General features: G+C 47.1%; 15 protein-coding genes and 1 tRNA gene. 1 reads left to right on the top strand and 15 read right to left on the bottom strand.

The window, feature by feature from the left end; all coding sequences use genetic code 11:
- Positions 1-65: 65 nt before the first annotated feature.
- From GTA51_RS06570 to GTA51_RS06505, 14 genes are all read right to left on the bottom strand, one after another.
- Positions 66-869, bottom strand: a complete 804-nt coding sequence (locus tag GTA51_RS06570) for an AP2 domain-containing protein (RefSeq protein WP_211922461.1) — start codon at positions 867-869, stop codon at positions 66-68.
- Between the two features lie 104 nt (positions 870-973).
- Positions 974-1,531 (bottom strand): tyrosine-type recombinase/integrase, encoded by a 558-nt coding sequence (locus GTA51_RS06565; RefSeq protein ID WP_160959676.1) that lies wholly within the window; start codon positions 1,529-1,531, stop codon positions 974-976.
- A gap of 390 nt (positions 1,532-1,921) precedes the next feature.
- Positions 1,922-2,302 carry a hypothetical protein gene (locus GTA51_RS06560; protein WP_160959674.1) on the bottom strand — a complete coding sequence of 127 codons (381 nt, stop codon included), beginning with the start codon at positions 2,300-2,302 and terminating at the stop codon, positions 1,922-1,924.
- Positions 2,303-3,494: 1,192 nt separating this feature from the next.
- On the bottom strand, positions 3,495-3,722 hold the full coding sequence (locus GTA51_RS06555; RefSeq protein ID WP_160959672.1) for a hypothetical protein: 228 nt from the start codon (positions 3,720-3,722) through the stop codon (positions 3,495-3,497).
- A 274-nt stretch (positions 3,723-3,996) separates the two neighbouring features.
- A complete protein-coding gene (locus GTA51_RS06550) occupies positions 3,997-6,168 on the bottom strand; it encodes a DUF927 domain-containing protein (RefSeq protein WP_160959670.1) in 2,172 nt (723 codons plus the stop codon).
- A gap of 19 nt (positions 6,169-6,187) precedes the next feature.
- The gene (locus tag GTA51_RS06545; RefSeq protein ID WP_160959668.1) at positions 6,188-7,129 is read right to left on the bottom strand and encodes a radical SAM family protein; all 942 of its coding nucleotides are present in this window, start codon (positions 7,127-7,129) and stop codon (positions 6,188-6,190) included.
- Positions 7,130-7,946: 817 nt separating this feature from the next.
- The gene (locus GTA51_RS06540) at positions 7,947-8,336 is read right to left on the bottom strand and encodes a DUF6573 family protein (protein ID WP_160959667.1); all 390 of its coding nucleotides are present in this window, start codon (positions 8,334-8,336) and stop codon (positions 7,947-7,949) included.
- A gap of 74 nt (positions 8,337-8,410) precedes the next feature.
- A complete protein-coding gene (locus GTA51_RS06535) occupies positions 8,411-9,367 on the bottom strand; it encodes an IS1595 family transposase (protein WP_160959665.1) in 957 nt (318 codons plus the stop codon).
- Between the two features lie 44 nt (positions 9,368-9,411).
- Positions 9,412-9,600, bottom strand: coding sequence for a hypothetical protein (locus GTA51_RS06530; protein ID WP_160959663.1), 189 nt, complete (start codon positions 9,598-9,600; stop codon positions 9,412-9,414).
- A 537-nt stretch (positions 9,601-10,137) separates the two neighbouring features.
- A complete protein-coding gene (locus GTA51_RS06525) occupies positions 10,138-11,076 on the bottom strand; it encodes a radical SAM protein (RefSeq protein ID WP_160959662.1) in 939 nt (312 codons plus the stop codon).
- A gap of 58 nt (positions 11,077-11,134) precedes the next feature.
- On the bottom strand, positions 11,135-12,454 hold the full coding sequence (locus GTA51_RS06520) for a hypothetical protein (RefSeq protein WP_160959660.1): 1,320 nt from the start codon (positions 12,452-12,454) through the stop codon (positions 11,135-11,137).
- A gap of 60 nt (positions 12,455-12,514) precedes the next feature.
- Positions 12,515-13,273, bottom strand: a complete 759-nt coding sequence (locus GTA51_RS06515; RefSeq protein WP_160959658.1) for a hypothetical protein — start codon at positions 13,271-13,273, stop codon at positions 12,515-12,517.
- Between the two features lie 70 nt (positions 13,274-13,343).
- Positions 13,344-15,206 carry a DNA primase family protein gene (locus tag GTA51_RS06510; RefSeq protein WP_246198015.1) on the bottom strand — a complete coding sequence of 621 codons (1,863 nt, stop codon included), beginning with the start codon at positions 15,204-15,206 and terminating at the stop codon, positions 13,344-13,346.
- Positions 15,207-15,733: 527 nt separating this feature from the next.
- Entirely contained in the window at positions 15,734-17,158 is a 1,425-nt protein-coding gene (locus tag GTA51_RS06505) for a hypothetical protein (protein WP_160959657.1), read from the bottom strand.
- Positions 17,159-17,432: 274 nt separating this feature from the next.
- Here GTA51_RS06505 and GTA51_RS06500 point away from each other — a divergent pair, with 274 nt between their 5' ends.
- Positions 17,433-17,792 (top strand): DUF488 family protein, N3 subclade, encoded by a 360-nt coding sequence (locus tag GTA51_RS06500; RefSeq protein ID WP_160959655.1) that lies wholly within the window; start codon positions 17,433-17,435, stop codon positions 17,790-17,792.
- A 1,921-nt stretch (positions 17,793-19,713) separates the two neighbouring features.
- Here GTA51_RS06500 and GTA51_RS06495 read toward each other — a convergent pair.
- Positions 19,714-19,789: transfer RNA gene (locus GTA51_RS06495), tRNA-Ala, on the bottom strand.
- Positions 19,790-19,888 lie beyond the last annotated feature (99 nt).

The raw sequence follows: 19,888 nt of genomic DNA, 5'->3' as shown, positions 1-19,888 counted from the left end.
TGCGGAAGCGAACCTCGGACTTGACCAAATCGGCCACCTGAAGCAGGAGAGAAATACCAGCGCGCTCAACTCATCCTGGGTGGCCGAATATTCCGAATTGGGTGGCCGATTTCACCGAAATCCGCACGTGTCCCCAGGTTGAAGCAAGCCTCCATGGCCCAGCGGATATGCGGCTCAGCATGATCCATAATCCGGCGGATGTCATCCACGGACACCTGGACATCCCGGGGCTGCTCCTTCGCCTTCTTTCGGCCCTTCATGGGGCTCTTGGAAATGAGTTCCATTTCCATCCCGAAGTTGAAGATCGCGTCGATGTAGTCGCAGTAGCGATTCACCGAGGCCTGGGACCGTGGCTTGCCGGTTTGCTCGCTGACCCCTTGCATCTGACGGATGAACGGGACAATGTCCTTCAGGTACGTCATCCCAGCCACAGGGGTATCTTTGCCGAGAATGTCGAAGAACATGCGTTTCAGCAAGTTTTCCAAACTGGCAATGTGCTTCTCGGTCCGCCCTGACACTCGTAAGTGGTCCAGATACATCATCGAAAGCTGGCCAAAGGTAATTCCAGCCACAGGGCTGGGCATGACCTGGGCCACTGCCGGAGCCGCCGCTGGTGCCGCCGCCACGGGGACGACAGAATCAATAGCTGGCGCGGCGTTGTGAGCATCGAGGACCGGGCCAGCCACCGTCTCGATGACCGGAGCCACCTGAACAGGCGCTATGCCATCAGCTTTCGCTTGCTGAATGACAAGATCAAACCCCTCAGCCCGAAGTCGAGCATCATCGCCCCGGCCAAATGACTTGTCGTGCCGTTTGCCGTTTTCTTGCCAATAGACCATATAACGTCCATCACGTTGATAAACGCCCATAGAGAACTCCTTTTCCAAGGTTAATGTCTTTGAAAATAGTCTTAGAAGAAATGTTAGCTGAGATGGATACAAATAAAGGGGATGTGACTCCCCTTGCTAAATTGTTAGATCGACTTCATTAAAATTTCTTCGACTTCTTCTTCCTTGACGCCAATATAACGCCGAGTAATGCTCGGGCTGCTGTGATTAAGCCTTTTAGCTATGACTTCCCATGAAGTGCCGTGGGTCTTCCTCTGGTGATAACACCAGGTTTTTCTTAGGGTATGTGCTCCCGCGTTAATGTGTAAATTTATTGCATTGCACCAATCCTGGACATACATTGTCACAGCGTAGGTTGTTAACGGCGCATTCGAGCCTTTTCTACTTTTAAATAGATAATGCTCGTCCTTAGCGTCGACAGTTTTCAAATAGTCTTCAAGAGCATCTTTAATGTCCTTGTTAACCATGAAAACATTCTCTTTGCCTGTCTTTTTCTCCTTGATTACAATTCGATCGCCAACATTGGCATATCGTATTTCACCAATTTTCAAGGCTAAGAGGTCCTGTACACGCAATCCACTATTGCATCCGAGAATGAACAACAGCCTGTTACGAGGGTGATCTGCCAAGAGCTTCTTTATACTCTTGATGTCCCTAGCGTTAACTATTGGTTCGACCTTCATAAAATCCTCCAATCGGGTTTTTACTTTTCTGAAGACCAGAAACGAACATTGAAAACTGCTGGTCCAATGGTTTGGGCTTGGGGCTTGCCTTTAACGCCTTGTGATTCTTTGGAATCTTCAACTTTTGAAGTCGAATGTACGTTAATAGGTAAAACCGTTCTTTGGCGATGTTAAATATCTCGCCATTCTAAATACTTATATCTGTTATTTTCTGTTCAAAAACGCAAATTCATCGCGAAGTGCAAGCAAGAAATGTCTATGCTATTCGAAGTGAAGTTCTCTTTTGCAAAGGCGAAGTATTTTCGGTGGCTTATAATAAGAAGTATATTTTTCGATCTAAGAATAAGAAATGTCACACAGACGAATCTGCATGACATTTCAGTTAGAGTGTTATGGGAGAATCTTGGTCAAGATGACCTTGCCTTCAATGACTTCGACGGAAAACTCGTCACCTTCGTTGGCTTCGAGTTCTCCGAGATCATGGGCCTTAAGATTTACCTTCAGGATGCCCTGTTGGTTCACCTTCGGCCGCTTTGAGTCTTTAAGATAAAGACCTTTGACCTCATAGAGGACACGATCAGTGCTTATCAGCTTTAAAATGTACTGCTTAAGAGTTTGACGATGCTTGATCTGCATTCGCTCCATTATCGTAGCAGCATCCAGACCTTCCTTGATAAGGCTGCGAAGAGTCTTCGGATCATACTTCGATTCGAGTTTCTTCTTCGCCGTCCCGTCTTGAACGTCAGTTGAATTACCATTCTTGGCTCCCATAACGCCTCCTTGTATAGAAATGTTACTTTACATAGTATATCTCTATGAATTGCAGAAAAAAGCATGAAAATGCGCATTTCTAGTGTAAAATTACACCAAATTTCTTGTGTTTGGGCCGGTGGAATACGTAAATTGGCAGGAGGAGCCCCACCTTGGGGTTTTCGCCCGGCGGGGAGCCCAAACCATAGGCCCAGCCCCGAAAACCCAGGAGAAGGGATTTTACAGGGGGTGTCAGAGGTACAGTCAACGTACCGAATCATGGGAAGGACGCCGGGTGGCCCAAGAGGCTCGCTGATCCGGCCGTTAGAACAAAAAAAAGGCCTTCACGAATGAAAGCCTTTGTAAAGAATCTACCTTGCAGCTTACGGAATCATGCGACCATCTAAATTTCTTCAGGTGGATGCATGGCTCCTAAGAGTAGAAAGGAGCTGTCCCCAGTCCTAGCCCTCTGTTGCACGATATAAAATTAATTATATCTACCGTACAAGCGGTTTTCTCGCATACGGCTACGTCAATTGGTATTCGATGTATCATAAATGTCTAATGTTTTTAAGTAGTTTTGAATTACGCTGTACTACTAAGAAACAGCGGCTTCGAGTTTATACCCAAAGCAATGGTTTTGTTGTTAAATTTAAGTGACATCTCAGGATACATCGAATACCGTTCGATAGTTTCTTACAAACTTCAGCCACCCTTATGAAAATCAAGCTTTTCATCTCCGTGAAAATCTTTTCACAAGGGCTTCCTTTGGTCTATTGCAATCCATTAAAACCATCCCGCGTCTAATCGCATCCATATGTCCAAACGTGATTTAACTTGAGCTATCACGCTTTTAGAAGATTCTTATGAATCAACGGATTTCAGTCTGCCATGAACTTCATCCGACATATGGGCCACCTTGACTTCTGTAGTATAATACATACGGGCTGGTTTTCGTCTCAACTTCTCCCCCGTCTGGAATTGCTCCATAAACGGGTAAGTCATTCTTAAGTAGATACGGTTCGAGGAGATTACGACCAATCTAGTATTTCTTAAGTAATGTTTTATTTTTCGACTTGATGTCTTTTCAAGAGTAGACATCTCCTGGTCAGGGCCAGGACAGGATTTGGAATATACAAAGCACCCATGGCGTTTATAAATTGCAAGGTAAAGTTCTAAACAAATTTCAAGTATTAATATCTATTTAAACTTTCTAATACTCATACTCGTCTTCTTCGACCCAACCGTCGAGACTGGCGAGAGAGTCACTTTCTTTTTCAGAAATATCGCTAAACTTATCTGGTTGAACTACTAGTAACTCTGGTAATGGTAATTTAAATTCTTTTAACTCGGACTGCTGAGTAAAAGTATCTGTCAATGTTGCATATGAAAATACTTCGACAGATAATCCATAAATATTAAGTACTTTATTGTAGTACATAAGTGACTCCTAAATGGTTTTAGTATAGTTTAGCAAAAAAGATGTTGAAAATGAAGCCGTTACAGTTACTGAAAAACTAAAAGAATTTTCCCCCCTGCCCCTCATATTACAGGGGGAATAATTCACCTGGAGAGAAAAAATCTCTTATTATTATATTATATAATAAAAATTTAGTATATTTAGTAAATAGATAATATTATATTAAAATCTTTGAAGATTTTGAAACTAAATCAGAGAAATCAGATTCGGTAAGTTTAGTATCTGGTTAAGTTGCTTATCCTTTAAGTTTGGCGATTTCATCAGTTGCATTACATTCAAGTTTATAGCCAAGTGCTTCTTCAAATGCAGTTCTTTTTATACAGTAAAGATTCACCTTCCTATCTCCAATCCAAACTTGCTTCTGATATCCTTCGCCACTTCCATTTAAATCGAACCAGTTATTTTTCCATGCAACATCTCTAAAGGTCAATTTGTAACTTCCAGTAATACTATTAAATACATTCTTCGAGTATCCTATAAATGACCAGTCCTGTTTGGTGTGCCAATGTCCTTCGTATCCACCTTGGGGTGCAGTTTGCACTTGACTAGTTTCTCCATGGTAGAACTGTGCAGTGTTCAAGACTGCATAAGTATAAAGGTTTTTCAAGATTTCAATGTTCTTGTCGGGCAAGTTTCTATTGCCTGTTATTTTACTCCAAATATGATCAACCATTTCTGACACCGAAAATACCTGAGTTAATTCAGGCAAAGCCGCATGTACTATTGGTATAATAGATACAACGGCAGCAATATCTTTTGACAAGCGCATCGCAAGCGATGATGATCCTGATTTGGATATCAGATAGTCACGCACTTCAGCATAAGATTCCCTCCATAATTCATGTTCTGCACTGTGTTCCATAATAAACTTTACAACTCTTGGCCCGGCGTGCCCGTAGTTGCTTTTAAATCCATCTTCAATATTCGAGACAAAGCGACTCATGTCCATATCATCCTTACCAAATGGATTGCCCAACAAGCTTACTGTTCTGCCTTTTGCACCTTCATTGTCTGTAAGCGATGTAGCTGGACCCTCTCCCGTTGAAAACAAGATCGTCTTAAAAGAACTCGTGTGATCGATGCCAACCAATTTACCTCTAGACTTACCTCTTCCAGAGGCGATAGCATAAAGTACATTACTTATTAAAGCCGATGCCGTTTGTTTATTGTCTTTGACATTACCAGCAAGCTTTGTGTCATCGAGAAATATCGGCATACTATTCATAATCTCTGCCGTTCTTTCTACACTCGTGACCGTAGTCGCCCAGGTGTTAACAATTGAGTCTGCTGTCGCGTCTGGATTCCCCCAAACAGAAGCAGCAAGTTTAAGCGTTGTCGTTTTCCCTTTAGAAGAGTTGCCAGCCAAATCAATGGTAAAGTTATTAATATTGAGAATTTCCAGAAATGGAGGCAGGAAACTTGTATACATTGCAAATCTAACATCATGATATTGAAAAATAGAGTTAGCGATTTCAATCCAGTCTGAGTACTGTCCTTTATTAGTGAGCCCACGGACAACTTCTTCATCGTAAACATCTCGTCCTTTAAAAATAATTTCTTGCGCAGAGTGATCTCCAGTATTAACGTCATCGGCATAAATTACTTTATCAAAGTCAGTGTGTTGTGTTATAACTTTATTGCCCCAGAGAAAACAGCTCTTGTTATTATGCCACCCCATTTTATGTGTAACAGGTATTTCTGGGATAACCGATGAATTTACAGTTTCAAACGCTGACAGATAGCCAACGAGAAGACTTGCGTTGATGCTGGTGACTGGGAAATCATACCCAGCGAGTTTACTAATATCTTGTGTCCGCGCAATAAGCTCTTTATTGACTGTAATATATTGCCAATTGCCGTTATGCTTCCAGCCTATTTTCAAGTGAACGCTCTTGTCATTGATATTTTTCATTTTGGATGCGATTACGATTGGACACTGAGATACAATATGCGGATTATTGCCCACAGTCAGCACTTGACCGTAAGAATCAACTTGATATGCTGTCGGCAACACGAACGAAGAAGGTATTGAATTGTCATTCAGCAAACTGGACAAGCAAATTAACTGTCTGCTATTAGAGTCTTTAGAAGTCTTTTTTCTTTTGCTAGCATCTTTTAAGAGCTTTTCAATTGACTTAATATCCTTAGCCGATACGCCGGCGTTCTTAAGTGCAATTTTAAATCTTTCGAATTCGAAACTATCTTTCTGGTAAATTTCCATTGCAGTTGTGTTAAAATCAATATTGTTTACAAATATACTGTAAAACAACGTATTATTTGCTACAGCAGTGTCAATGATTTCTTTAACGGCATCGCCAGTTGTGTCATTTGAGTCTACCTGTGCAATATTCTCAGAATAATTAGGTGTCATATTTTTACCTTTTTGATTAGAGGGAAGCCGCCTCACGACTTCCCTCTTTTTAAAATTAACGTTTAAGCCAAATCACAGACGAATCATCGATATCGAAACCGTCGCCATCCGAGTTAACAGCTATTTTAACTACATCTTGATAGTTGCAATCAAAAGCAGCAGCTTTAGTTCCAGATATAAGATTCTTAATGAAGTTATCATAAACCTTCTTCTCGCGTACCGCTGAAAGCTGTCTACTAATTTCTGTATGCCCATTTGTTGCCAACACCTCCGAACACTTTAAAATGTTATTCCATTTAAGACTCACCGGCTCGACCAGAATAAATTCAGGATTAAGTACTGACAGAGTTTCAAATATTAATTTCATATCGTCTTTGCCGTTAATGATACCAGGCATGCACGGCTTTACCATTCCAAATGTTTTGATGCCGTTATCACTAAGCCGTTTATAAACAAACAGCCTGTCATTAATATTGCAAGCTCCAGGTTCTAAGCACTTCACTATTTCAGACTTATAAACAGGCGACATGATAGAATATCCAATGGAAACTCTTTCTTTAAATTCGGATAACAAATCTAAATCATCTATTATTGCAGTGCTTTTAGTAAGTATTTTAACTTTAGCTTCTGTGTTTCTCAACACGGCTTCAATGCATCTACGGCCTATAGTCAATTTAGATGCAGTTTTGTCATAGGGATCGGTCTGAGCAGAAATCAAAACAATATCATCTTTTGTTAACTTATATGACTTCTTTGCAATACGAATCGGCGTCCAGGGATCAACAATAGGTATTCCTTGGTCGAAAAGATCAAAAGCTGTTACTCCAAGTTCTTTGAAAACCGAGTGCCGAAATATTCTTGAAGGAGAAGAACAGTATACGCATTGCTGGCCGCATAAAAGTCCAACATTTACAGTATGTGTGGCTATTCCTCTTTTCAGACATTCCGAACATTTCATTATTCCAACATCACGTTTAACAATATATCCGTCTTTCATCGAGCCTCCTTTGGCATGTGTTAGGGTTACGAGTAAAAATTATTGCATTGACGAAACATTTATATCTTTAGTTTTGTGTTCAAATGCAAAAGAATAATATAAAATTACTATTTATTTACACTATCTATTTAAACTATATTTTGAGATTTGAAATTTGATTTTCCCAATAGCAGCAACTTTGAAAACAAACATTTATTAGGCGCTAAATATGCTGCTTTTAACTTTTGCAAGTTAAGTTAGACAGTTTATAGATCCATTACCGTGCAAGTTTAAAATATACGTTTTGTATAGATAATATCTTTTACGAGATTAAGAAACTTTTCACTTCAGGATGGCGGCGACCGAGCTCTTTTGGAGAATAATAGCATTGCTTTGGCGGTGATTTTGTCTTAGCAGGCAGGAAATAATTGGCTAGTACTCGTTTGAAGTTTTATATTAATTGGTTATAAATTTTATAACCTCTCATGAGATGGCATATAATGGCTCTGTTAAGTATCACCAGAACCAATCTGGGGGCATATAATCCCCTCGACAGCGTCTTCATGATTCTATTTGTATTTATTTACGAGACAATTTATCGAGCTTTTCAGAGACAGATACAAATTATCCCTCGTTTCCCACTCCGGCCCTGATTTTCAAGATAGGGTGCTCCGAAACGCGGGTTTTGACTTTTCAATTTGCCACTTATTGGTTCAATTTTACGGATTTTTTGCTTAGGCTCACCACTTTTATTCAAAGCGCCTCGCGGCAAATTACATCGTGTTTACGTATGAAATAGCTTCGTTATAATCCTAATGACTATGGGTAGTTTCATAAATTAATCGTCTTCAGGCATCATAATTGTCAAAACCGGGGCCGGCGTGTCACCAGGGCCGATATGGGCGATGATGTCGACCGTCTCAGATTTTCCTGGAGCCATAAGAAAGTCGACCTTGAAGTAGACCCGCTCGGTTCCTTTGCTCGCTCTGGCGGCGAACAAAGCCAACGTGAGTACGTCATGAAGTCTGCCAGTGACGCTCTGTCCAAAGCTACCATCCAGGCCAGCAGGAGGGACGACATAGCCGTGGTAAAGAGTGCCGGTAACGACCGTATGGACCTTGAAACCGGTAGCTTTCGCCTGCTCGGTGACATTGATCAAAACCCCGTCGGCGATGGCTTGTGCCCTTGAATATTCAAACACGACGTTCCAATCTTCATCGCTGGCCATTTTTCTCTCCTTGTGGTTGGCAGTTTAATATTGCATCAACTTTAAGACGAAAATTTTGGCTCTATTCTCGTTAATCATTGACGAGCCGGTTTCGCGGCGGCTTGCAGCCAGGCGACCGGAGTCAGGACAGGTTTTGGCTTCTCAAGCATGCGTCGCCATCCAAGATAATTTGGGAGATATTTCGTGGCGACCCCGTTAAATGGCGACATCCAATTCTTAAGACGGCTATGATAGCCGTTCACATTCTGAATGTGAAAAATAGGATTGCGTTCATGGACATGCTTGCTCGCGGGAATAACTCTACACGGAATATTTCCTTCGCACGCGAATCCCCAAAGTGCATTTCCACCATCGATACAAAGAATATTTTCCTTGCTGATCTTTCCGCCGAGTACGACCTTGATCGACTTCTTGGACTGATCAGGAAGGACAGCATCCACGATGCCTCCAGTCCTATCTCGCGCAATCAAAACAGGAATTTGCTCACTGGACAGGCCGCGTTTTGTTGCTTTTCCGCCTCGCTTTCTTGATTTTCGAGGAATATTGCGAGAACCCTTATGCGATTCAAGAAAATAGGTCTCGTCGGCTTCAGTTATTCCTTCAAGATGCTCGGCAACATCCCCTTTCATGGCTTTGAGAAAACGATGCCGCCATCTAAACGCAGTCGAGATACTGGAATTGCACTTCTCCGCTGTGTCTTTCACCGTCAGGCCGTCCTTCAGGGCTGCGGCCATTTTAATCCACTCTTCCTTTTTGCGGAGGTGGGCAAGAGGTGTTCCAGTCAAAGCATTGAAGGATTTTCCGCAATCAAAACAACGCATTCGTTGAAGTCCGCTTTGTCTTCCCCATTTTTTCACATTGCTAGATTTGCAGTACAGACATTCTCTCTTCGCAAGAATCCGATTATCGAGGAGCGTGGCAACCTTATCGAAGTCTTTATTCTCATCGAGAACCTTTATGAACGTTGCTCGCTGTTCGTCTGTTAAGTCGTCAATCAGTGCAAGTAATGCCTCAAATGCTATGTTTTCCATACTGCCTCCGTACAGAAGCAGTATTATAAATAACTACTGTATTGTCAACTGCTAACGTGAATAGAGCCAAAATTTTGGCATAATGAAATGCCAACTTCGGCTGACGATCGTGTCAGATCGCCATAGATTTCGATTGAGCTTGCATCCATTATTTTAAAAAGTAGCTCGATTGGGCGAAACGCTAAAATTAACTCGTTATGGATGTAGTGCATATCTGGCTTTTTATCGTCCACAATGCCTCCTTTTGCTTTGGACAAAAAGGATACCCTGGACCAGGGGGGCGGTCACGGCTGAAAGGCTCAGGATAGTAGAGCCGACGGGTACGCAGTTTTGGCCGGGGCGGCGACAGGGCTCGAGTTAGGCCTATGCCGGCCCATATGGAGCTTGTGACCCACAACCGACCCGAGGCCGGCGGCGCAGGGGAAAGGATCCGGGAGAGGCTCTGGAGCGGGAATTCGGATGGTGGTGAGCAACGGCAGGTGACGGAGGGTGTGGATGGAGCCAGCCCGGTGCGCAGCTTTGGCCGGGCGCGGCGACAGGGCTCGAGTTAGGCCTATGCCGGCCCATATGGAGCTTGTGGGCCAGAACCGACCCGATACCGGCGGCGCAGGGGAAAGGATTCAGGAGAGGCTCTGTGGGGGGAATTTGGATGGTGGCGTCCAGGGACGGAGGAGGATGGCTGTCGCCACATACCACCGGTCAGTGAAAAAAAGGCTCCCCCAGCGATTTCTCACCAGGGGAGCCCCAAAAGAACCGCATGGCGGCTTTGATTAGCACTTCAACCAGATCACGGAGCTTGCATCCCCGCTGAATCGGCCCCCGTCATCGTAGACGAGGATTTTCAAAAGGGATTTGAGTCCGGCACCAGCCGCCGCCACGTTCAGATTTCCGATCAATCTGGCGGTATAATCACGGTGCTCCCTTTCTCCGCGAATGAACCGCACCTCATTCGCGATGCGGATAAAACCAGCCGAGACAAGAGCCTCCTGGCACAGGGCAAGACCGGGGCCGCGAGCGTTCACGGGCTCAGCCCATACTGCGACAGGCTCAAACGGTCTTATCATCGACATCATCTCGTCCAGGTCCTCCTGTCGATCCGCCACGCCCGGCAGACACGGGCAAAGCATTCCGAAGATAGGCACTTTGGCTTCGTGGGCGGCCTGGAGAGCGTCTAAACGCTCCTGGATGGTGGATGCTCTCGGTTCCAACACCTCGGCCACCTTCGCCTTGGACAGCGGGGTTGTGATGCTCAAGCCCAGTATGACACGGTCCCGATACTCGGCCAGCAGGTTCAACTCGTTTGCCACGGCGGCATTTTTCGTCAGGATACGCACCCGGGCCTTCGACTCGCGCAGGAGCTTCTCCAGGCACTTCCGGCCAAGGTTGAACTCCTGAGCCTCCGGGCTCCAGGCGTCGGTCAGCGTGCTCAACATAACGGTATCGGTCGGTTTCAAAGCGGCCAGTTCTCGACCAAGCCGATCCGGCGTCGTGGGATCAACGATAGCCTCACCGGCAGCGAAAGCTTTGAAAGCTGACCCCTCATACTCGGGGAACAGGCTCGTCTTCATACGCAGGGTTGCCGGGGTTGAGCAGTACAGACAGCCATGCCCGCACAGGACGCCGACATTGAGGGCGTGGGTCGCCAGCGTTTTTTTCTCGAACTCCGGCGACCTCGTGATCGTACATTTTCTTTCGACGATTTTGACCACGATATCCTCCTGGGGGTTGACGTTTATCAGGTACACCGGGTTGCCCCGGCGGCCGGGCCTAAGCCAAGCTACCGGGGAAGCCGATTTTGCGGATGTTCGCCCGTATCAGTGTGTCAAGCCCAACCCGGGAACGGTCATCTACAAACCAGCGATGGAACTCGTAGGTGATGGCCACGTTCCGCATGATCGAGTCGCAGATGTGCTTCGTGAACAGTGCCGGGTAGGCCTTCGAGAGCGTCCCAAGCACGCCGGCAAAATGCCCGTTGATCTTGGTCAGGCTCCATTCCTGGAAGAAAACCTCGGCAAGGCCGTGCGTAGCGACCAAGTATTCGAAGAAGTGGTTAACCTGCCGGTGGCTGTAGATGTTGAGCGGCCCAAGCGAGCTAGCCTGTTGGAGGCGTGCCCCAGAACGGCGACGTGCGATTTCTTCCTGGACCGAGCCGAAGAGGCCAGCATTCCCGTACACGTGATTCAGGGTGGCCGCCGGCGCGTCGATGAGGTTATCATAGACATACAGCCCGTCCCCGGTGAATTCGAACAGTGGGATATTCTTTCCCTCCCGAGTGGACTGGAGGGGGTTGATGGAGTCGTAGGTGGTCACGACTTGGGCTTCTCCTTCCAGGTACCGGGCAAAAAGCTCGTCCAGGATCGTCATTTCGAACCGGTCATATGGCAAGTACAGGCCCAGGAAATGGAGGGTGAAAGCTCGATCAAACCGCCGGGCATCCAGGTAGTCCAGCAGACAGCGGTAGGCCATGCCGATGAACGGACTAAACCGGATGCCGGTTATGCCACGAAGGGCGACCATGCCGCCGATGGCGCGGTGACGGATGATCCGGTTGAGGTCGTACTTCGCGTAGAGTTGCGCCCAGATTTCGTACTGGGCCTCCATTTTGAAATGCCAGACGAAGCTGAAACGCTCCAGCGCTGCGGGATCGTTGAGCAGGATGTCACGGGCCGTGGACAGAGCGTAGTCATTGAGCTCCATGATTTTCTGCTTGGTGTTCATCTCAGGAAACTCCATATTCCAAGGGATATCCAGCGAGAAAATCTTGTCGAAAGCCCCCGCCTTAAGGCGCAGCATCGCGTTATAGCATTGGATAAATCTTGGGACAGCAGTCGGATGCACAGCCCCCTGGATGATGGAGTACCCGCCCGAGTCCACGAACAACTCACCATCGACGGGCCGGACATAGCGTTCAGCGTAATCCTTTATCGACATTAACACGTCGTGGAGCGAGTGGGTGTTGAAGTTGTACTGTTGCATCCCACCGATGATCGAGTACAGGCAGAGGTTGTTCTGGGGCATTATTGCCCGGTCATAGTCGAAACCGCTATTTTTCTGCGGTTTGCTTGCTACGTGTACATATTTAGGCATGAACTTATCCTCACAAGGGGCCACGGCACACGCCGCAGCCCCGGTTTTAATTTCGATGGCCTAGCAGCCGGGCACGATTTCCAAGTGCTCGGTGACGACCAAGTCGACGCCCATATCGATGGGGTTGGTCACACGAAGAACATACTGGCCGTCCAGTTTCCCGAGACGAAGGCTCTGTTTGGAACCCATGCAACGGAACGCTACCTGGGACTTGAGCACCAGATTCGGTCGGCGGTCGACGAGACGCGCAGCCATGCCGGCCGTGAAGGTGTACGGTGCGTCCTGTCCCTCGACCCCGATCTGCTCCAACTGGTCGCCATAAACGGCCAGTTGAACGGAGCTATGGTTGCCGATGAACTCCTTCAGGTTCTTTGGATCGTAGCCGGCCACTTCAGACCCGATCCACGTGATAATCGGCTCGGTGAAATAGACAGCGTCGGCTACCGGCATTGCTTTTAAGCAACTGCCACTGTGATCGCCGTGGAGGTGGTATTGGCCACCCTTCAGGCTCACGTGTACATCGCCCCCGCCACGAATTGCCTTCGCCTTTTTGATGGCGGCTTTGTCTGGAGCGATGCCCAGGGTAATCTTCTGGCCGATGAGAGGGTTATAATCCGCCTGGATGACCGCCAGGATACGAGTATCAAGTTTGCTCGTGCCCGGGGCAGAGGCGAGCAGCACGGAATCTTTCATGACCAGCTGCAAAGGGTTGAATTTCAGAGCCATATCGAAACCGTGGATCAGTGCATGATAGGCGGCCTGGGACAGTGAGTATTCTTGCGCCAGCGCCGGGCTGGCCGTAGTGATATTCGTAGACATTCGATATCTCCTTGGATGCGGCGAGGGCCGAAGCCCCCGCCGGTGGTGTGTAGTTGGCCTGGTGGTTGGATTAGGAGCCGGCGACAGGCCCGAAGAGGCTGGGCAGCGTGGCCGTGGGTGACGCCTTCAGCGCGACACCTTTCCAGCGCCACGTCCCCGACTTGAACTTCTTGAAACCCTTTTGCCCCATGAGCGTGCCGAAGAGGTGCAGGTTGGCGGGTTCGACGAGCGAGCCTTTGGCCCAGTGGCGGTAGGCTTCGTAGAGCACGCCCACTGGTGTCGAAGCGGTCGGGTCTGTAGTGACGCAGCAGTCCTCAAGAAAGGACTGTACCGTGTCCATTTCGGCACGATAGGCCTTGCAGGCTTCGATCACGCAGTCGGGCTGCACAAGATGTCCGCGCTTATTCCAGCGCTTGAAGCCCTCAACGGCCCAGCTAAGGATGCCGTCCATCTCGGCCTTAAGCTTTTCCGGCAGTTCTTTATCAGGGGCAGCCGAAAAGTCTGCATCGAATGGAATCACGGTCAGGCGGCGGTACAAGCCGTTGTCCGCGCCAGAAACTTTGGGTAACGTGTTGACGGAGAAGAAAAACTTCGCAACGAGGTGGAAGTCAAAAAACTCTTTACCGATGAAACGGGCGGTCATAACGTCGCCGCCGGTCGCGCGTTTGACCATGGATTCATCCAGAGCTTTTCCCGTATTGATCTCCGCGCACGGAGCGAAACGGACACCAAGCAGGCGCGCGATGTCGTTCCGGATGGCCCGGGACTCTGATTTGATAAAAGCATGCGACGGCATGCCCATAGAGTAATCGCCCAACAGGTGAAAAAGCGTCTCAACGAGTGTCGACTTCCCGTTGGCACCAGTACCAAGCAGGATGTAAAACTTCTGCTCCTTGGTAAGCCCAGATAAAGCGATCCCAACAACCTCCTGGAGGAAGTCCACGAGGTCCGGGCGGTCCAAACATACCGCAGCGATAAATTTCAGGAACTCTTCGGCTTTGGCTTTCGGATCGCAGGCCGCTCGACAGTAACGGGTGATGAAGAGGCTGGGCGAGTTTTCAATCAATTTTCCCGTCCGCAGGTCCAAAACGCCGTTGGCTACTCCAAGCAAACAAGGCTCAGTATCCAGGTCGGCTTGCGAGACGCACACCCCTGGCATGTTCTTGATCAAGTCGAGAGTCGCCTGAATGCGGCCTTTCGCTGATGAAGCTTTGGCCCATTTGAGTGCGTCATCGTTAGAAATGGGTTCCTGGTTGATGGTATAGAGGGCCTGCTTGGATTTTGCCTCCGCGTAGCGTTCGTAGATGAAGCGCTTCACCAAGCGCCCAAGCTGCTTGCGTCCACCATGCTCTTCCCGAAGCCACCGCTTTGCGTTATTGGACCATATAATAAACTGGCCAATCTGCGGGACGTAGATGATCAGGTTGCGGTGAAGGTGCGCGAACATCTGGGCGTTACCGAAGTCCGTAAGCGGACGGACAAACTTACGGCCATGCTCCTGGTCTGGAATGCCACGGTCGTGGTTGAGGAAGTTGTCGAAAAGGTTCACCACCGCCGCGCCCTTGTGGGCACATGCCTTAGGAGTGGGGTTCCCCTTTTTCTTGCCTGTGCGTTTGGTCGCGTCTTGCGATTTGATGCCTGCGTTCTCGATCTTGCTGGTTTCCGCCGCATGGCCTGGAACTACCCCGGCAAGATCGGTGTCGGCTTGAGCCTCAGGGGCTTCAACGGGGCTGGCAGCATCGTCAGTGATGTTTACTGTTCCGCCGGTCAGACTGCTGGGCTTCGCTTCCGTACTGGTTGCTGCCTCCCCAATCGGGCAAGTGCGGCCGGGATCGGCCTGGGGCGCGGGTTCTTGTTGCGGCCAGGGGGGGAGAGTATCCGCCTCGCCTGGGCGGTAGAGAACCTTAGCTGAATCGAAATTTAACTTTTCCATGATGTTTTACCTCTGTAGGAGGTGCCCTTGGCGAACATCGCTTCTGGGGAGGGAAGCGCCCCTCACCTCCATAGGGCGACAACGCGAGTCGAAAAATCGACAAATGCTGTCGAAAGATAAGCAAAATACATATTTACATGAATAATTACGGATGGTTGGACGAAATCACCGAAATGATCGAAAAAGGGAGAGGGCACGTGACTCAACGTTTATTGAATCGCGGAAGACGCAGGCGGACTATTGTATAAAATTGCGGTGGAACAAGTGAAGGGATTCAGCGAGATGCAAGGCCATCCGGCGTGCACCCAAAGTGCTCATGGGTGGGTGACAGAGCATTCAGACAAAAAAACTATAAATTCGAATTGTCTAAATGTTCGCATTGGTAAAGCGGTTAACAAAAAAAATGCCGTTCTAGGCAGGCATTAGATGGGTAGAGGCGACATCTCCATGACAAAAAAGAGTCACCACAAGACTACAATAAAAAACTAGACAGGACATGCCCCAAATAAATTAAAATGGCGAAAACTTTACTGGGACAGTTTCCACTTTACGCCTTCTGCTATGCCCGTATAGCAATACTCGCTATCGCTAAATTTGCAATAACGTTTTAAATGATCAAACAATTCAGCATTATTTTTTTCAATAGATTTAAGGGCTCTCTGTATAGATTTTGTCACCTTATCATAATCCTTCTTTCTGTCCAAATCCGAAACACCCCTATTGGTGTTGTGCAAAATGCTTATCTGTTCATTTTTATCTTTCATTTTTTTATTATAATCATCAATTTCAATTCTCCCATCTTCTAGTTTTTCTTTAAGTTTCAACTTATCATCTTTAAGTTTTTCGAGCACTTTATCAAAGTCTTTCTTGCTTATTGATTTTATTCTTCTTTTGATATATGCTACATGTGGTTCTGATACATTTTGAGGCGAATCAAAATAATTATTGTCTTCTGAAACTAATTGGTTGTCATTTGCCGCTGCCAAATTATACACAGAAACCCCTTTTATTCCAGCGCAAATGATCTGGCAAATGTAATTTAGTCCAACACTATCATTGAGAAGACTTCTTTTGCCGTTAAAAATTATTTCCCATTGTTGACCACACTTATAAAAAGCATTATTAGTTTGATCGTTGGTCGAAATTATTTCAGCAACTATTGGTGTTGGTTTTTTAACGACTTCCTGCGTTGAGTAAGTTTTTGGCTCGCTTTCGACTTTACTATGTGAAAGTGCTTCGTTTCTATTGCGCGATTGTTCAGAATAGAATTGCTTAAAGTCGCTCCGCGCACCATTATCATCCCACTTGCTGATTTTATATTTTTTTCCGAACAAATCTGTATTAAAAGAAGAGCTTGGATACAGCGACACTGGCAGTGGGAGAAGATTTTCACTAAAATATTTAGATATAAAGTCGCTTGTTAAAACAAAGCTATTCAAAGCATCAATAAGACACCCGTTGAAGTCACAATTAATTAGCCCTTCAAGCTGGGTTGCGCCAAGCTTCTGAGTGTTGTCACCAATTACAAATTCAAGATTACATGACAAAATCGTTGTAACAAATTGAACCTGGAAGCTGTTGTTTCGAATTACGCGTTGTCTCATTTTGTCAAGTTCAAAAACGTAATCACCTTCGTCAGGAAATTTTTCTTCAAGAGATTCAATTTCAGATTTTAAATACTTATCGTACGGCCTAAAAACAGAAGGCTGTTTGTATTCGACTTTACTTACGGCTCCTTCTTCTATCGGCCGGGCGTAGGATATGTATTCTATAGTTGTGTGTAGTCTTTGGATAGGATTTTTTTTAGAACCGTAAAGATACCCACAAAAATAAAGTTGAATTGAGTTTTCAATAGCGAGCGAATTGATCAAGAATTTCAACATATCGCCATTGCAATAAAGCGGATCATTTGCTAGCAAGTCTGCGAATCTAAGTGCACCGATTGAATCCATTTATAACCTCATGCTTGCTGTTGGAGAATAAAGTCGAACGTATAGATTGGAAAACCGTCAGCCGGCAAGTCTTTGTTAACCATTTAACATAGTGGGTGAAGGTCTATTGCCAGGTGTCCCTCACCAGGAGTGGTCTTACATCCGAAGAATGCACTTGAAAGGTCTAATTGTCCAACCCTTGCAAAGAGTGACGGCGAGAAAGGCTGAAATCTGGGTGACAAGGGCTGTCGTCTGTGGCAGAAATTAATCGCACTTTATAACCACAGGGGCAGCTATGGTTACCACATCATATTATGCGCAAGAGAAAAAAATCAAAAATCCTGTAAGAATTTCGCAACAAAAGTACCGATGGGGTACAAACTCCAGAGAATACAAAAAACTTGCCCCGCCCATGTATCTCGTTGATTATTGGAAGAAAGGATCGATCACAGTCGAACAATATACCGAAGAATATTATCGTGTCGTCTTGTCAAAGCTTAACCCCCAAGAAGTTCTAGATGAAATTATAAGAATCTTCGGTGATGACGCGACACTGCTATGCTTTGAAAAGGCCGGCGAATTCTGCCATCGACGTCTCGTAGCAGAATGGATCGAAAAGGGTACTGGAGTCGAAGTTCCAGAGCTTCAATTCTGAGCGGTAGAGCCGTCCAGGTTACGCAGGGCGGCTGCTATGTTCGCTGACGACGATTTTTTTCTGGAGATGCATTTCAAATGTCCAAATGTCCAAACTGGCCGTGGCAAAGCCAAAGGACAGGACCAGGAAACCAGCGGGGCCGGGCAATTTCCCCTCGCCGTAGTGCTCACTCGGTCTGTTCCTATGGCAAAGCCTCCGCCACCGCTCAGTCTGGAGGTCCAGGGCAAGCGGCCCAAGGAGCATTTGGCCCTCGGACTCAGATTTTTTTTAGGATGCATTTCAAATGTCCAAATGTCCAAATGCCGGTTTTCACCTGGAATATCAGAAAGTTATATGAAGTCGATGTTTCTCGCCTCGCCAAGCAGCAAAAATCGCACTTAGCCAGCCATATCGATGCAAAAAAGAAAGGCCCCGACTGTAAAAGCCGGGGCCAGTAAAGTTGCGATGTAATAAATGACTAATGGGTTGTTGTGACGGCCTCGACTAAGAACGTAGAGCTAGTGTTTACCACACGTGGAGTTTGCCAGTTTATATTAATTGCTGGCCTTCAAGTGCTCTACTGCGAGGGAAACTCTCCGACAGTTAATTCACCCAATGGCATTACCTCCGTTAAGATTGCAAACAACCTTCACAAAGGACACGCCTAAGATATAGGGCCGGGCTGCAACTCTGTCTAGTGCTATTTTCGAGGGCGACTAGAAATAACTGCAGTTAATTCAGGTAGGCGGAAAAAAGCTCAGTAAGTTCGATGAGATTTATTTGTGCGCATTTCCTGACGATGGCCCAAGCCCAAAGGAAATCGGGCTTTCAGCCTAGGAGGGCCACCCTGGAGCGGGGAAGGCCCAGGGGGACAAAGGCCCCAGCACCAGGGGAACGGCCCAGGAAGGGGGCGTAGGGCGCGAATCCAGGGGGTGTCCGGGGCGGCGGCCGGGGACGAGGACGGGACTGGCCCAGGAAAACCAACCAGCCCCGGTAAAATCCCAGCCCCTATGCCTCATTCGGCCAGTATCCGCGCCAAACACTGCATCAGGGTCAGTCTTCGATGCCGCCGGTGAGGTGCTGGGCAATGGTTTTAACCGAGGATTTTTGCAGCGACCATATTTGAAATCTCACATTTGTCACCAGCAGATAAATTTCATTAATTCAGTGCATTAACGCGATCATTCCGGCGCATAGGGTGACATTTGGTCCAGTGGGCGACACGGGACAAGCCCAGGAAGACCAAGGGGGACGGGTAGAAATCGTGGCCCCTGTGCCTTATTCAGCCAGTTCCTACGACTTTTCCTGCATCAGGGTCAGCCTTCCGATGCCGACGGCGAGGTGCCGAACCAGAGTTTCTGCATCTGATTTTTGCAGCGGCCATATTTGAAATGTCACATTTGTCACCAGCAGATAAGGTTCATTAATTCAGAAACTTATCTGCAAATCGCCGGCGCATAGGGTGACATTTGGACCAGTGGGTGACACGGGACAGAACCAGGAAGGCCAACCGGCCCCGGTTATTTCCCACCCCCTGTGCCTTATTCAGCCAGTTCCTGGGGCTTTTCCTGGACCAGGCTCAGCCAAGATTTCCATCAGCAGGAAACGGAACCAAATTTTTTCAAGGGATGCACCCGAAATGTCCAAATGTCCAAAGTGGGGGGGATCGCTTGAAAATCCCACAAGCGACCGTGGTTTCTTTTCTTGTGCAACTATCAGTAAAATCAGGAAATTATTTTTGACAGGAGCGAAAGAGGCGGAGGGGGGGCGACCTCTTGAAAAAAATTCAAGCGACCGGGGAATAGTTTCTTGGTCTAACAGGTGGGCTGGCAAATGGTTATGCCCTGGTACATACCCGCCACACCCTAGTGTTGGCGCGCGTTGGCGGCCCCGTAAAGAAAAAGGGGTCACTTATTTCTAGGTAACCCCTTGGCATGCTTCGTGGTGGAGCTGGAGGGAATCGAACCCACGACCTCTTGAATGCCATTCAAGCGCTCTCCCAACTGAGCTACAGCCCCGCAGCGAGGTCCGTTTCTACGCTTGGCCCGGAAAAAGTCAATCGGAAATTTCGGCCCGCGCAACTTTTTTTAACGGCCCTTTCCTTCCAGCCCCAATTC

Origin of the sequence: Solidesulfovibrio aerotolerans (genome assembly GCF_009856865.1) — a bacterium.
Classification (GTDB): Bacteria; Desulfobacterota; Desulfovibrionia; order Desulfovibrionales; family Desulfovibrionaceae; genus Solidesulfovibrio; species Solidesulfovibrio aerotolerans.
Note: the sequence above shows the minus strand (reverse complement) of the source record. Positions and strands in the feature narration are given on the sequence as shown.